The sequence below is a fragment of the Reyranella sp. genome, from assembly GCF_050185545.1.
Taxonomy (GTDB): Bacteria; Pseudomonadota; Alphaproteobacteria; order Reyranellales; family Reyranellaceae; genus Reyranella.
In genome coordinates this window covers 1-13,349 of sequence record NZ_JBFWZI010000189.1, presented here as the reverse complement: position 1 = coordinate 13,349, position 13,349 = coordinate 1, and the positions used below count along the sequence as shown (strand labels likewise).

The following is a 13,349-nucleotide window of genomic DNA, read 5'->3' as shown; positions in this document are numbered from 1 at the left end:
GCCGGCACACTTCCGCGCGCCGGGCGACAATGCACCCTCACTCACCTTCACATCGTCCCCCAAAACGAGGCAATGTCCACTTGACCACGGGTAGGAAGTCCTCCCCAGCGAAGACGCTGGGGAGGAGGTCAGCCCTTGAGCCGCGCCAGCTCCTGCTCGAGTTCCTTGATGCGTTGCGCCAGCTGATCGATTGCCGGGGCGATTTCGGCCTCCGTGTAGCGTGGCACGATGTGCTGGCGGCAGTTGATGTCCCAGGCTTCGAGGCGGAAGGCGATCGCGCGCTCCGGGCGGGCTCGGTAGGCCGGGTCGACCAGACGCTCCATCAGCTCGGGATCGCCTTCGACGACGCGCGCTCGGCCCCACAGCTTGACCCGCTGCTGCGTGGCGAAGTGGGGGATGAAGATGTGGGCGCGGTCGTTCTCCTTGAGATGGCCGAGCGAGATGTACTGGCGGTTGCCGGCGAAATCGGCGAAGGCCAGCGTGTGGGTGCCGATCGTCTTCAGGAACCCGGGCGGGCCGCCGCGATGCTGGACGTAGGGCCGGCCATCGGCACTGGCGGTTGCCAGAAAGAAGGTGTCGACGACAGCCAGGAACCGACGCAGATCGTCGGTGATCTCCGATTTCCACTCGCGCCCTTCGAACTGGGCGCGCGATCCGAGTCGCGCCTGCTCCGCCTTGACGGCGGGCGAGAACATCGCGTCCTCGGGATTGTCCATGGCGACTACTCCAACTTCTTGCCGAGCTGGCCGGCGACCTCCTGGATGAACTGCCAGGCGACGCGGCCCGAGCGCGCGCCGCGCGTCACCGACCATTCGATGGCCTGCTTGCGCAAGGTATCCGGCGGGACATCGAGCCGGTAATGGCAGGCATAGCCTTCGATCATGGCGAAGAACGTGTCCTGGTCGGCGTTGTGAAAGCCGAGCCAGAGGCCGAAGCGGTCGCTCAGCGACACCTTCTCCTCGACCGCTTCCGACGGGTTGATCGCCGTCGACCGCTCGTTCTCGATCATGTCGCGCGGCATCAGGTGGCGGCGATTGGAGGTCGCATAGAACACGACGTTCTCGGGCCGGCCCTCGATGCCGCCTTCCAGTACCGCCTTCAGGGACTTGTAGGCGGCGTCCTGGCCATCGAACGACAGGTCGTCGCAGAACACCACGAAGCGCCGCGACGAGTTGCGGATCATCGACAGCAGCACGGGCAGGGACGGGATGTCCTCGCGATGGATCTCGACCAGGGCGAGGGGGCCTGGCGGGCCGCCCATCTCGCGATTCACGTGGGCATGGACCGACTTGACGATCGAGCTCTTGCCGGCGCCGCGCGAGCCCCAGAGCAGGGCGTTGTTGGCCGGCAGGCCCTTGGCGAAGCGCCTGGTGTTCTCGACCAGGGTCTCCTTCTGGCGATCGATGCCCTTCAGCAGGTCGAGGTTCACCCGGTTCACCCTGGCCACTGCTTCGAGGCTGTGCCCGGCCGCGTGCCAGACATAGGCCTCGGCTGCCGCGAGGTCGGCACCGGGCGGGGTGGGCGGGGCCAGCCGGTCGAGGGCTTCGACTATGCGTGAAAGAGTGGCCTTAAGCTCTTGATCCATCGGATTGCGTCACGAAAAAAGGGCCAGACCATATCGTCCCGGCACTTGCGTTGCAAAGCGGGGTAGGGTCGCTATAGTCCGCGCGCTTTTACGAAACGGCGTCTTGGCCGCCCAGCAGCCAAGAGCGCCAAAACCGGGCGATTTGGCCGCCCAGCAGCCAAAAGCGCCAAGGGGCCGGAAAGAATCGGGAGCGGAGAATGTTCATATCCCAGGCATGGGCGCAAGGAACGGGTGGCGGCGGCGGCGATTTCCTCGTCCAGCTGTTTCCGCTGATCCTGATCTTCGTCGTCTTCTATTTCCTGCTCATTCGCCCCCAACAGGCCAAGATGAAGGCCCAGCGCGAGATGCTGGCCGGCGTCAAGCGCGGCGACCGGGTCGTGACCGGGGGCGGCATTATCGGCCTGGTCACCAAGGTGATCTCGGACAACGAGTTGCAGGTCGAGCTGGCCGAAGGCGTGCGGGTCCGCATCGTCAAGCAGACCATCACGGACATCGTGACGCGCGGCGAATCGGTGCGCGGCGCCAAGGATTCCGAGGACGACGAGAAGCCCATGCTGCCGCCTCCCGCGCCAGCGGCCGAGCGCAAGAGCCTGCTGGGCAGCCTGTTCGGCGGCAAGAAGTAGCCGCAATGGCCGGATAGAAGACCGGAATGCTCAACCTTCCCCGCTGGCAAACCATCGCCGTCATCATTTTCACGGCACTGGGGGCGTTGTTCGCCTTGCCCAACGTCCTGCCGGCGGCGGTGCTCGATCACCTGCCGGGCTGGTACCAGCAGAGCCGCATCAATCTCGGCCTCGATCTGCGGGGCGGCGCACACTTCCAGCTCGAAGCCGACCTGCGCGCCGTGCTCAACGAGCGGCTCACCAACCTGTCCGATTCGGTGCGCGCGGAGATGCGCAAGCAGCAGGTCGGCATCAAGGACGTGACGGTCGAGGCGAGCCGCGCGGTGGTCGTCACCCTGCGCGACGAGGCGCAGCGGGCCAAGGCCCTCGAGGCGATCCGCGCCGTCGATCCGTCGCTTGCCGTGTCGGGCAGCGGCGACACCATCCGTCTCGCCTATTCCGACCAGGAGCTCTTCAGGAAGAAGAAGGAGGTCATCGATCAGTCGATCGAGATCCTGCGCCGCCGCGTCGACGAGACCGGCACGATAGAGCCCACCATCGTGCGCCAGGGCGACGACCGCATCCTGCTGCAGATGCCCGGCATCAAGGACACGACCGACCTCAAGCGCAAGATCAACCAGACTGCCAAGCTCACCTTCCACCTGGTCAACGAGGACGTGGCGCAGACCGGCGCCAACATTCCCACGAGCTTGCCGCCCACGACCTACCTGGTGCCGACCCGCGAGGGCATGCAGGAGCTGCGGCGCTCCAACCCCAAGGCGTGGGAGGAGATCCAGGCGGCCAACCCGCGGCTGTCACCGGAGCAGATCTGCCGGCGCTACCAGCCGCAGTGCCTGCCGGTGCTCAAGCGCGTGGTCGTGGGCGGCGAGGATCTCGACGACGCCAAGGCCACCTTCGAGCAGCAGCAGGGCGGCCGGCCGATCATCAGCTTCACGTTCAACACGGCCGGCGGACGGGCGTTCTGCAACGCCACGCGGCAGAACATCGGCAAGCGGCTGGCGATCCAGCTCGACAACGAGATCATCAGCGCCCCTGTCGTGCAAAGCGCGATCTGCGGCGGCAGCGGCATCATCACCGGCACCTTCACCACGCAGCAGACCCAGGAGCAGGCCCTGCTGCTGCGCTCAGGCGCCCTGCCGGCGACACTGAGCATCATCGAGGAGCGTACGGTGGGCGCCGATCTCGGCGCCGACGCCATCCAGGCCGGCACCACGGCGGCGCTGGTCGGCACCACCCTGGTCATCCTGCTGATGCTGGTGGTCTACGGACCGATCTTCGGCGGCTTCGCCAGCATCGCCATGCTGGTCAACATGCTGCTGGTATTCGCCGGCATGTCGATCCTCGGCGCCTCGCTGACGCTCCCCGGGATCGCGGGCCTGGTGCTCACCGTAGGCATGTCGGTCGATTCCAACGTGCTGATCTACGAGCGCGTGCGCGAGGAGAAGGCGAACGGCCGATCGGCGTTCAGCGCGCTGGCCACGGGGTACGAACGGGCGCTGACGGCGATCATCGACTCCAATCTGACGGCGCTGATCGCCGGCGTGCTTCTATTCGGCTTTGGGTCGGGCCCGATCCGCGGCTTCGCCACTTCCCTGACACTCGGCCTGCTCACCCACTTGTTCACCGCCACGATCTTCACCCGCATGCTGCTGGCGACCTGGGTGCGCGTTCGGCGGCCGACCGAATTGCCGATCTGAGGCACCGCCATGTTGTGGAGACCGCACCACCTCATTCGCGCCCGTACGAGCTTCGACTTTCTGGGCAAGCGCCGGCTGGCGCTCATTGCCTCGACCGTGATCAACGTGCTGTCGCTGGTCGGTGTTTTCGTATTCGGCCTCAATTTTGGTATCGATTTCGAAGGCGGCATCGCCGTCCAGGTGCGCGCCAAGCAGGGCGCGGTCCAGCTCGAGGAACTGCGTTCCACGGTCGGTGCGCTGCACGTCGGCGAGGTCTCTCTGCAGGAGTTCGGCGATGCCAGCACGGCGCTGATCCGCGTCCAGCGTCAGGAGGGCGGCACCCAGTGCGTCGCCAATGCCGACGCCGTCCTGAAGCGGCGTGCGGGCAACGGCTGGTCGATCAAGCCCGGAGCCGCCGGCACAGGCGATGTCGAGTTCACGGCGCCGAGCGCGCTGGATGCCGTCGGGTGGCGCGACGCGGTGAGTCGCGTCGGCCTTACGGTCCAGGAACGTCAGCTGCCGCGTGGCTCGGTCAACACGGCCAAGGTCGAGATGTCGCCCGACCAGCGGGCCGAATGGTGCCAACAGGTGGCGATCAAGCTGGTCGAGGACGCGATCGGCGACAAGTACGAGCTGCGCGGCACCGAGTCGGTCGGCCCCAAGATCGGCGACGAGCTGATGCGCAGCGGCATCCTCGCCATCGTGGCCACGCTCGCAGCGATTGCGATCTACGTCTGGCTCCGCTTCGAATGGCAGTTCGGGGTGGGCGCCCTGGTGGCGCTGCTGCACGACGTGATCTCCACCGTTGGCCTGTTCGTCGTCCTGCAACTCGATTTCAGCCTGACGGCCCTCGCGGCGCTGATGACCATCGCCGGCTACTCGATCAACGATACCGTAGTCATCTTCGATCGCGTTCGCGAGAACATGCGTCGCTACAAGAAAATGGGGCTGATCGAGCTGCTTAACTTCAGCATCAACGAGACGCTGGCCCGCACGCTGATGACCTCGGGGACGATGTTCGTTGCGGTGTTGGCGCTTGTCCTGTTCGGCGGCCCGGTGCTCTACAGCTTCTCCATCGCCATGCTGTGGGGAGTCATCGTCGGCACCTACTCCTCGGTCTGGATTGCCGGCGCGACCTTGGTGTATCTCAATCTGCGGCCCGAACAGCTGAGCCGGAGCGACGAAAAGGCCGAGAAGGCCAGGGCGTGAGCGGCGCGTCGGCGGGCCCGCCCGACGACAAGACCCTGCCGACGCCGGACCCGGCGCGGGTCCAGCTCATACGCAGCTATGGTCCCGGCCACTTCGTGATCGGCGAGCGCGACTGGCGCACGCCCGTGCTGGTGACGCCGGCAACCACCGTCGAATGGAGTGTGTCGCGGGCCGAGGACCTCTCGCTCGCCTCCCTGGCGCCGCTTCGCCAACTGCAGCCGCCGCCGGAGCTGCTGGTGCTGGGCTGCGGCGCCCGCGCCATCTTCGTGCCGCCCGCGCTGCGCGTCGAGCTCAAGGAGGCAGGGCTGGCTCTCGAAGTGGTGGATACCGGGTCTGCCTGCCGCATCTACAACGTCCTGCTGGCCGAGGGCCGCCGCGTGGCAGCTGCGCTGGTGCCGCTGTAGGTCGTCGCTGGGACCGCGCCACTCCAGTGGCGCTCTTTCTTGATCACGCACCCCAAGAGCGCCTCTGGAGTGGCGCGTTTCCTGCTGTTGTTTTTTCCGGCCCGCGGGCGTCTCGCCCGCTCAAGATCATGAGCGGGCGAGACGCCCGCGGTCCGGAAGAACACCATGACTTGCAGCAATCCCGCTACAATGTCTGCATGATGCCTCTCGACCTCTATCTCGCCTATGTCCTGGCTTGTGTCGTGCTGATCGTCATTCCGGGACCGAACGTCGCCCTGATCGTCGCCAACAGCGTGGCCCACGGCGCCCGCTTCGGCCTGCTCACGGTGGCCGGCACCAGCAGTGCCGTCGTGATCCATCTCGCGCTCACCGTGGCGGGAGCCACTGTCGTGCTGAGCTTCCTTGCCGCCAGCTTCGACTGGCTGCGCTGGATCGGCGTCGCCTATCTGGTGTGGCTCGGCATCGCCGCCTGGCGCGCCCCGGCGACCGATCTCAGCCAGGTCGGCCCGCAGGCGCGCTCGGCCCGGGTGATCTTCCTGCGCGGTTTCCTGGTCGGGCTCACCAATCCCAAGACGCTGCTGTTCTACGGCGCGTTCCTGCCGCAGTTCGTCGTGCCCGGCCCCATGGCGTCGGACCAGCTGCTGCTGCTGGCCGCAACGTTTCTGGTGGTGGCGGTCGTCCTCGACGGCGTGTGGGCGTTGCTTGCCGACCGTTTGCGTGCGCTGCTGGTCGCCCACGTGCGGCTGCGCAACCGACTGACCGGCGGCCTGCTGATCGGCGCGGGTGTCGGATTGGCGCTCGCGCGACGTCCGTGACCGAGGCTGGCCAAGAAAAACGGGGCCCTTCCGGGCCCCGTTCGACATTCTGCGGTATGTCGCGTTCACACCGGCGCGTTCTGCTGCGCCACCATGCAGTAGAGCATGCCGATCGAGAACATGGTGTTGAACCGGCTCGCATACAGCGCCGGCTTGGCGGCTGCAGCTTTCTGCTCGGCGGTCGCCTCGACCAGGCCGAGGATCTTCTGCTGGTTGGGCCAGATGATGAACCAGACGTTGAACGCCATGATGAGTCCCATCCACATGCCTACGCCGATCATCACGACGCCCTTCTGCAGGGTCAGCGCGCTCACGATGTAGCCCTGCATCCATGCCAGCAGCAGGCCGGTGATCACCGTCGCGAGGGCGGCGTAGCGGAAGTAGAAGAGCACGTTGGGGGCGATGTACTTGGTGATGGCGACGCGGCTTTCGACAGGCTGGATGGTCGGCATGGTCGGCACCTGCACGAAGTTCAGGTACCAGAGGAGGCCGATCCACAGCACGCCGCTGAGGACGTGCAGCCAGCGCATGACGAACGTCGCCCAATTGTGGTCGATCTTGGTCATCTGTCCGGTGAGCAGCCCGACGACAATGACGATCACGATCAACAGGACGACGCCGGCAGTTACGGTGCGTCCGGGCGAGGTGAATATTGCACCCATCTTGGCGTTTCCCCTTTTATGTTCTTGAAGGGACTAGCGAATCCCCGAATGCGAAATTGTAGTCCCACGGGGTCCTGCGTTCAACTGTCGCAGTCGGGCGGTTATCCCCGATGACGGATGCCTACCGCGCCCCCGACGCCGCGCACCGCTACGTGCTCGAGACGGTGCGCGCCGCCGACCGGGAGCGCTTCCTCGGCGCCCTGTTCGCACCGGAGCCGGCGCGCTCCGACCTGCTGGCGCTGCTGGCTTTCGATCACGAGCTGGCGCGTACCCGGACGGTCACGCGCGAGCCGATGCTGGCGCGCATCCGGTTGCAATGGTGGCGCGAAGCGGTGGCCGAGGCGGCGGCCGCCGGAACACCACGGGCGCAGCCGATCGTCGAGTCGCTCAGCGAAACAGTGCGCCGTCACCGACTGGTCCCTGAAAGGCTCGAGGCCCTGATCGACGCCCGCGAGGAGGAGATCGACGGCGCCCTCGACGTCGTGCGTACCGGCCATGCGCTGACCGACCTCGAGCTTGCGGTGCTGGGTGTCGACGACGCCGCGACGCGGCAGGCGGCGCGGGCGATCGGCGCCGCCTGGCTGATGGGCGAGGGACCGGAGCGTGCGGCGCTGCTCGCCGAAGCCCGCGCTTTGAGGGATGAGATCGACAAGGCGGCGCTGCCAGTCCTGCTTCCGGCGTTGTCGCTCGATCGCGGCATGGCACCCTGGCGCAAGCCACTCGCCTACTGGTGGGCCGCCAGATCGGGTCGCTACTGACGCGGCGTGCTCGCTCGCCCTGCCAAAGGAGACAGGCTAAGAGGGAGGGCCGACGACATAGCGGAACGAGCGAGGAGGGCGCGTGGCACGGGCAAAGGCCAATGGCATCGAGATCGAGTACGAGACATTCGGCAACCGGGCGGATCCGGCGATGCTGCTCATCATGGGCCTCGGCGCCCAACTCACCCTGTGGCCCAGATCGTTCTGCGAGGGACTGGCCAGCAAGGGCTTTTTTGTCGTCCGCTACGACAATCGCGATTGCGGCCTGTCGACCGATTTCGCCGCCTGGGGACCCGCGAACATTCCCGAGGCGTTGCGCGATGCCATGGGCGGCAAGAAGGTCACCGCGCCCTACCTGGTGAGCGACATGGCGGCGGACGGGACCGGGCTGCTCGATGCACTGGGCATCGACCGCGCCCACATCGTCGGCGGCTCGATGGGCGGCATGATCGCCCAGACGATCGCCGGTGTCGCGCCACAGCGGACTCGCACGCTGGTATCGATCTTCTCGACCAGCGGCCGGCCGGGCCTGCCGCTCGGCAAGCCCGAGGCGCTGGCCATGCTGACGGCGCTGCCGGCCGGACCGGCGCGCGAGCAGCTGATCGCCCACGGCATGAAGGTGCGCGCGGCCATCGGCAGCCCCGGCTACCCGGCCGCCGAGGACGCGCTGCGGGCGCTCGTCGCCCTCAACATAGACCGGCGCTGGTATCCCGAGGGTGCGGGCCGCCAGTACCTTGCGATCATCGCCTCGGGCAACCGGGTCGAGCTCCTGAAGACCGTGCGGGCGCCGACGCTGGTGCTGCATGGCGAGGATGATCCGCTGTTGCCGGTCGAGTGCGGCCGCGACGTGGCGCGGCTCGTGCCGGGAGCCCAGATCCAGACCTATCCGGGCTGGGGCCATGACATGCCGGATGCGCTGATGCCGACCCTGGTCGAGCGCATCGCGACATTCTGCAAGCAGGCGAAGGCCTGAGCGCCCCGGCGCAAAGTCTGCAAGCAAGTGAAGGGTTGAACGCACGAGCGTAGAGTTTGCGGGCAAGCGATGGCCTGAGCACTCCCGCGCAAGGTCTGCAAGCAGGCGAAGGGCTGGGCTTCGGCGAGAAGCAAGGTGAGGAAGCGGACATGAAATTCGGCATCTTCTACGAGCATCAGCTGCCGCGTCCCTGGGGGCCGCAAAGCGAGTATCAGCTGCTGCAGGATTCACTGATCCAGATCGAGCTGGCCGATGCGCTGGGCTACGACTATGCCTGGGAAGTCGAGCATCACTTTCTCGAGGAGTATTCCCACTCCTCGGCGCCCGAGGTGTTTCTCGGCGCGGCCAGCCAGCGCACCAGGCGGATCCGTCTCGGCCACGGCGTGGTCCAGCTCACGACCAACCAGCCGCATCGCGTGGCCGAGCGCGTCGCCACCCTCGACCTGCTGTCGGGTGGCCGCGTCGATCTCGGCATGGGGGAGGCGGCAGGGCCGGCCGAGCTGCATCCCTTCAACATCCGCGTGCGCGACAAGCGCGACCGCTGGGAAGAGGCGGTGAAGGCCATCATCCCGATGTTCACCCGCGACAGCTGGGAGTTCCACGGCCAATACTACGACTTCCCGGCACGCAACGTGATCCCCAAGCCGTTCCAGAAGCCGCATCCGCCGCTGTGGGTCGCCTGCTCCAACATTCAGACCATCGGCAAGGCCGGCGAATGGGGCATGGGGGCACTGGGCTTCACCTTCGTCACGCCGGAGGCGGCGCGCGCCTGGGTGCACAAGTACTACAACAACCTGCTGAACAACCCGCAGAAGCTCGCCGACTATCCGAGCAATCCTAACGTCGCCATGGTGTCGGGCTTCATGTGCGCGCCGACCGACGCGGAGGCCGAGGCCAAGGCGGCCGGCTGGACCTTCTTCATCTTCGCGCTGTCGTACTACGGCCGCAAAGGTGTCGATGCGCCGGGCACCTCCAACCTTTGGGAGGAATACCAGAGCTGGAAGGGCGGGCCCGAGGAGCGCAAGGCGCTCGAGTCGGGCCTGATCGGCTCGCCGGAGACCATCCGCCGCAAACTGCGCCAGTTCCAGCAGAGCCGCGTCGACCAGGTCATCCTCCTGAACCAGGCCGGCAAGACCAGCCACAAGGACATCTGCGAATCGCTTGAGCTGTTTGCCCGCGAGGTGATGCCGGAATTCCACGCCGCCGAAGCCGAGCACGCCGCCTGGAAGCAGAAGGTGCTGGCGCGCGAGATCGTGCTCGAGGATCTCGATGTCGGGAAGTACGACATCTACAGCCATCAGAACGAGCACATCGTCCGCCTCACGCCCGAGCAGCTGAAGCAGAAGATGGCCGAGAAGGAAGCGCGGCGGGCGTGATCGTGTTCGAAGGGCACGGGACGGGTCGGTGATTGTGAGCGTCTTCCGGACCGCGGGCGTCTCGCCCGCTCATGGGTTCGGGCGAGCGGGAGACCGGTGGTCCGGAACCGCGCGCATCTCGCTCTTCCTTGGGCATGGGCATGAGCATGAGCGGGCGGGACGCCCGCGGTCCTTGTGAGGAACGTACCCGTCCTGATCGCGGGCGGCGGGCCGGTCGGCATGACGCTCGCGCGTACGCTGGCCTCGTTTGGCGTGCGCTGTCTGCTGGTCGAGCGCAATGCCTCGACCACCCGGCATCCCAAGATGGACATCACCAACGTCCGCTCGATGGAGCTGTTCCGCCGGCTCGGGCTGGTCGATCAGCTGCGCGCCGTCGGCGTGGCCGAGGGCAACAATTTCGACGTCTCGTGGATCACCTCACTGGCCCGCGAGGCAGGCGGCCGCGAGCTCCACCGCTTCCGCTATCCCAGCGTGATCGAGAAGAGGGCCGGGATCCGGCAGAACAACGACGGCACTCAGCCGCGCGAGCCGGCCATGCGCGTGAGCCAGGTCGTGATCGAGCCGGTGCTGCGCCAGGCGATCGTCGACGACCCGCTGGTCGATGCGCGCTGGGGCGTGGCGTTCGAGGATCTTGCGCAGGACGGAACGGGCGTGACCGTGACCTTGCGCACCATGGAGACCGGCGCCATCGAGACCGTGCGCTGCGATTTCCTCGCCGGCTGTGATGGCGGCTCGAGCATGGTGCGCGAGCGGCTCAGCATCTGCCTCGAGGGCAAGGCCGCCGTGGCGCATCGCTACATGATCCATTTCCGCTCCGAGGCGCGCGACCTCCTGCAGGCCTTCGGCATCGCCTGGCACTACCAGACCGACAAGGGCACGCTGATCGCCCAGGATGACGACGACACCTGGACCTTGCAATGCCGGCCGCCGTCCGGCTTCGATCCGGCCACGATCGATCCCGACGCCATGTTGGACGCCTGGGCCGGTCGTCCGTTCGCGCGCGACATCCTGGTCGCCAACGATTGGTTCCCGCACTTGTTGCTGGCCGAGCGCTATCAGGGCGGGCGCGTCTTCCTGGCGGGCGATGCCGCGCACCAATACATCCCGACCGGCGGCTACGGCATGAACACCGGGATCGCCGATGCGGTCGATCTCGGCTGGAAACTCGCGGCGACGCTCAAGGGTTTCGCGCGGCCCGGGCTGCTGGCATCCTACGAGAGCGAGCGCTGGCCGGTGGGCCTGCGCAATCGCCGTGCCTCCGAGCGCCACACCGACGTCAGGATCGAGATCGCCAACCTTTATCAGACGGTGAGCGACCCCGACGCGCTGGCGCGTGGCATCGCCACGCTCGGCAATGCCGAGAACGAGAGCTGGGGCATCGAGCTCGGCTACCGCTACGACGGCGTCGAGGGCGATCCCGTGCTCTATCGGCCGACGACGGCGCCCGGCGCACGCCTGCCCAGCGTCTTCCTGCATGACGGCAGCGCGCTCTACGACCGGCTGGGCCCGTGGTTCACCCTGCTGCGATTTGGCGACGCCGATCCGTCGCCGCTGATCGACGCCGCGCCGGCGCCGCTCGAGACGGTCATAGTCGACGATCCGTCGATCGCGCCGATCTACGAGGCCAGGCTGGTGCTGGTGCGGCCCGACACCCACGTCGCCTGGCGCGGCAACGCCTGTCGCGATGGCGCCGCCGTCTGGGCGCAGGTTCTCGACGGCCGACCGGGCGCGCCAACGAGGGAGCACGCATGACGCTCAGCGTCGCCATCATCGGAGGCGGCATCGGCGGTCTGTCGGCCGCGCTCGCCCTGCTGCGCGAAGGCTTCGACGTGCAGGTTTACGAGCAGGCCGCCAGGTTCGGCGAGATCGGCGCCGGCATCCAGATCAGCCCGAACGCCTCGCGCCTGCTCTATCGTTACGGGCTGGCGGAGGCGATGCATCGCTACGGCGTGCGGCCGCGCGCGGTGCACCAGAAGCGCTGGGACGACGCCCGCACGCTGCAGCGTGCCCCTCTGGGTCCCGAGGTCGAGGCCCGGTTTGGCGCACCGTACTTTCATTTTCATCGCGGCGACCTCGCGGCCCTGCTGGCCGGGGCGATGCCGACCGAGCGAACCCATGCCGGCCATCGTCTCGTCGACGTGGACGAGAGAGGCGAGCGGATAGTCGCCCGCTTCGACAACGGAGCCTCAGCCGAGGCCGACCTGCTGATCGGCGCCGACGGCATTCACAGCCGCGTCCGCCATCTGGTGTTCGGCCCCGAGAAGCCACGCTTCACCGGCTGCGTGGCGTGGCGCGGCCTGGTGCCGGCCGAGCGGATCGCCCATCTCGAAATCGAGGTAGCGTCGCACAATTGGATGGGACCGGGCGCCCATTGCGTGCACTACTGGGTCTCGGCAGGGCGGTTCATGAACGTGGTCTGCGTCGTCGAGCACGGCGCGTGGACGAGCGAATCGTGGACCGACAAGGGGCGCGTCGAGGACGTGCTGGCGCTGTACGAGGGCTGGCATCCCACCGTACGCGGCCTGATCTCGGCCTTCCCCGAGACCTTCATCTGGGCCCTGCACGATCGGCTGCCGCTGCCGCGCTGGTCGCAGGGGCGGGTCACCCTGCTGGGCGATGCCTGTCACCCGATGCTGCCCATGATGGCGCAGGGCGCCGCCCAGGCGATCGAGGACGGCGCGGCGCTGGCGGCGCTCCTGAAGGCGATGCCGGACGACGTGCCGGCGGCGTTGCGGCGCTACGAGGACGTGCGCAAGCCGCGCGCCACTCGGCTGCAGGAGGCGAGTGCGGCCAACCGCGTGCGCTTCCATTTGCCCGACGGGCCGGACCAGCAGAAGCGCGACCACGCCATGGCCACCTCGGGCGACCGATCGTTCGACAACATCGCCTGGCTCTACCAACACGACGCTGCGGAGGCGCAACCATGATCGAGGTCAACGGGATGGCGCACGTCATCCTGACGGTGAGCGACTGGGAGAAATCGCGGAAATTCTACGCCGAGCTGATGCCCTTCCTCGGCATGAAGAAGGTCTATGACGGCAACAACTTCCTCTATCACGTGGGCGGCCGCACGGCGATCGGCATCCAGCGCTGTTCCGAGCCGTATGCGAACGAGCGCTTCGTGCAGAACCGTATCGGCCTGCATCACCTCTGCCTGCGCGCTCGCTCGCGCGAGGACGTCGACAAGGTTGCGGAGAAGCTCGAGGCCATGGGCGCCTTCATCGACCGCGGTCCGGTCGAGGGCGGCTGGGCGCCGGGCTACTACTAC

14 protein-coding genes are annotated in these 13,349 nt (G+C 67.2%); 11 read left to right on the top strand and 3 right to left on the bottom strand.

All coding sequences use genetic code 11. From position 1 onward, the window contains the following. Window positions 1–128 precede the first annotated feature (128 nt). Window positions 129–716 carry a pyridoxamine 5'-phosphate oxidase family protein gene (locus AB7O82_RS31535; protein WP_428553759.1) on the bottom strand — a complete coding sequence of 196 codons (588 nt, stop codon included), beginning with the start codon at window positions 714–716 and terminating at the stop codon, window positions 129–131. A 5-nt stretch (window positions 717–721) separates the two neighbouring features. Continuing rightward, on the bottom strand, window positions 722–1,585 hold the full coding sequence (locus AB7O82_RS31530; RefSeq protein ID WP_428553756.1) for an ATP-binding protein: 864 nt from the start codon (window positions 1,583–1,585) through the stop codon (window positions 722–724). Between the two features lie 197 nt (window positions 1,586–1,782). Between AB7O82_RS31530 and yajC the strand changes: the two genes are divergently transcribed. The 5 genes from yajC to AB7O82_RS31505 all read left to right on the top strand — a co-directional run bounded on the left by yajC (window position 1,783) and on the right by AB7O82_RS31505 (window position 6,312). Continuing rightward, on the top strand, window positions 1,783–2,208 hold the full coding sequence (gene yajC, locus AB7O82_RS31525; protein WP_428553753.1) for a preprotein translocase subunit YajC: 426 nt from the start codon (window positions 1,783–1,785) through the stop codon (window positions 2,206–2,208). A gap of 26 nt (window positions 2,209–2,234) precedes the next feature. Then, window positions 2,235–3,905, top strand: coding sequence for a protein translocase subunit SecD (gene secD, locus AB7O82_RS31520; RefSeq protein WP_428553751.1), 1,671 nt, complete (start codon window positions 2,235–2,237; stop codon window positions 3,903–3,905). Between the two features lie 9 nt (window positions 3,906–3,914). Beyond that, window positions 3,915–5,093, top strand: a complete 1,179-nt coding sequence (gene secF, locus AB7O82_RS31515; protein ID WP_428553748.1) for a protein translocase subunit SecF — start codon at window positions 3,915–3,917, stop codon at window positions 5,091–5,093. After that, the gene (locus AB7O82_RS31510; RefSeq protein ID WP_428553745.1) at window positions 5,090–5,497 is read left to right on the top strand and encodes an Mth938-like domain-containing protein; all 408 of its coding nucleotides are present in this window, start codon (window positions 5,090–5,092) and stop codon (window positions 5,495–5,497) included. Before secF ends, AB7O82_RS31510 begins: the two co-directional genes overlap by 4 nt. Window positions 5,498–5,697: 200 nt before the next feature. Continuing rightward, window positions 5,698–6,312, top strand: coding sequence for a LysE family translocator (locus tag AB7O82_RS31505; RefSeq protein WP_428553762.1), 615 nt, complete (start codon window positions 5,698–5,700; stop codon window positions 6,310–6,312). A gap of 65 nt (window positions 6,313–6,377) precedes the next feature. On the opposite strand, the gene AB7O82_RS31500 is transcribed toward AB7O82_RS31505, so the two are convergent. After that, the gene (locus AB7O82_RS31500) at window positions 6,378–6,974 is read right to left on the bottom strand and encodes a urate hydroxylase PuuD (RefSeq protein ID WP_428553742.1); all 597 of its coding nucleotides are present in this window, start codon (window positions 6,972–6,974) and stop codon (window positions 6,378–6,380) included. Between the two features lie 110 nt (window positions 6,975–7,084). Between AB7O82_RS31500 and AB7O82_RS31495 the strand changes: the two genes are divergently transcribed. From AB7O82_RS31495 to AB7O82_RS31470, 6 genes are all read left to right on the top strand, one after another. Further along, window positions 7,085–7,732 carry a squalene/phytoene synthase family protein gene (locus AB7O82_RS31495; protein WP_428553739.1) on the top strand — a complete coding sequence of 216 codons (648 nt, stop codon included), beginning with the start codon at window positions 7,085–7,087 and terminating at the stop codon, window positions 7,730–7,732. A gap of 82 nt (window positions 7,733–7,814) precedes the next feature. Then, the gene (locus AB7O82_RS31490; protein WP_428554794.1) at window positions 7,815–8,705 is read left to right on the top strand and encodes an alpha/beta fold hydrolase; all 891 of its coding nucleotides are present in this window, start codon (window positions 7,815–7,817) and stop codon (window positions 8,703–8,705) included. A 149-nt stretch (window positions 8,706–8,854) separates the two neighbouring features. Beyond that, the gene (locus tag AB7O82_RS31485; protein WP_428554791.1) at window positions 8,855–10,081 is read left to right on the top strand and encodes an LLM class flavin-dependent oxidoreductase; all 1,227 of its coding nucleotides are present in this window, start codon (window positions 8,855–8,857) and stop codon (window positions 10,079–10,081) included. A gap of 174 nt (window positions 10,082–10,255) precedes the next feature. After that, window positions 10,256–11,833: an FAD-dependent monooxygenase gene (locus tag AB7O82_RS31480; RefSeq protein ID WP_428554788.1), complete on the top strand. Its 1,578-nt coding sequence runs from the start codon at window positions 10,256–10,258 to the stop codon at window positions 11,831–11,833. Then, the gene (locus AB7O82_RS31475) at window positions 11,830–13,008 is read left to right on the top strand and encodes an FAD-dependent monooxygenase (protein WP_428554785.1); all 1,179 of its coding nucleotides are present in this window, start codon (window positions 11,830–11,832) and stop codon (window positions 13,006–13,008) included. The genes AB7O82_RS31480 and AB7O82_RS31475 overlap by 4 nt, the downstream gene beginning before the upstream one ends. Next, a partial coding sequence (locus AB7O82_RS31470) for a VOC family protein (protein WP_428621098.1) occupies window positions 13,005–13,349 on the top strand: 345 nt, incomplete at its 3' end. The genes AB7O82_RS31475 and AB7O82_RS31470, both read left to right, overlap by 4 nt.

Excerpts from the sequence above, each read along its gene's own strand:
- AB7O82_RS31535 (WP_428553759.1), bottom strand. The coding sequence starts at position 716 with ATGGACAATCCCGAGGACGCGATGTTCTCGCCCGCCGTCAAGGCGGAG.
- AB7O82_RS31530 (WP_428553756.1), bottom strand. The coding sequence starts at position 1,585 with ATGGATCAAGAGCTTAAGGCCACTCTTTCACGCATAGTCGAAGCCCTC.
- yajC (WP_428553753.1), top strand. The coding sequence starts at position 1,783 with ATGTTCATATCCCAGGCATGGGCGCAAGGAACGGGTGGCGGCGGCGGC.
- secD (WP_428553751.1), top strand. The coding sequence starts at position 2,235 with ATGCTCAACCTTCCCCGCTGGCAAACCATCGCCGTCATCATTTTCACG.
- secF (WP_428553748.1), top strand. The coding sequence starts at position 3,915 with ATGTTGTGGAGACCGCACCACCTCATTCGCGCCCGTACGAGCTTCGAC.
- AB7O82_RS31505 (WP_428553762.1), top strand. The coding sequence starts at position 5,698 with ATGCCTCTCGACCTCTATCTCGCCTATGTCCTGGCTTGTGTCGTGCTG.
- AB7O82_RS31500 (WP_428553742.1), bottom strand. The coding sequence starts at position 6,974 with ATGGGTGCAATATTCACCTCGCCCGGACGCACCGTAACTGCCGGCGTC.
- AB7O82_RS31495 (WP_428553739.1), top strand. The coding sequence starts at position 7,085 with ATGACGGATGCCTACCGCGCCCCCGACGCCGCGCACCGCTACGTGCTC.
- AB7O82_RS31485 (WP_428554791.1), top strand. The coding sequence starts at position 8,855 with ATGAAATTCGGCATCTTCTACGAGCATCAGCTGCCGCGTCCCTGGGGG.
- AB7O82_RS31475 (WP_428554785.1), top strand. The coding sequence starts at position 11,830 with ATGACGCTCAGCGTCGCCATCATCGGAGGCGGCATCGGCGGTCTGTCG.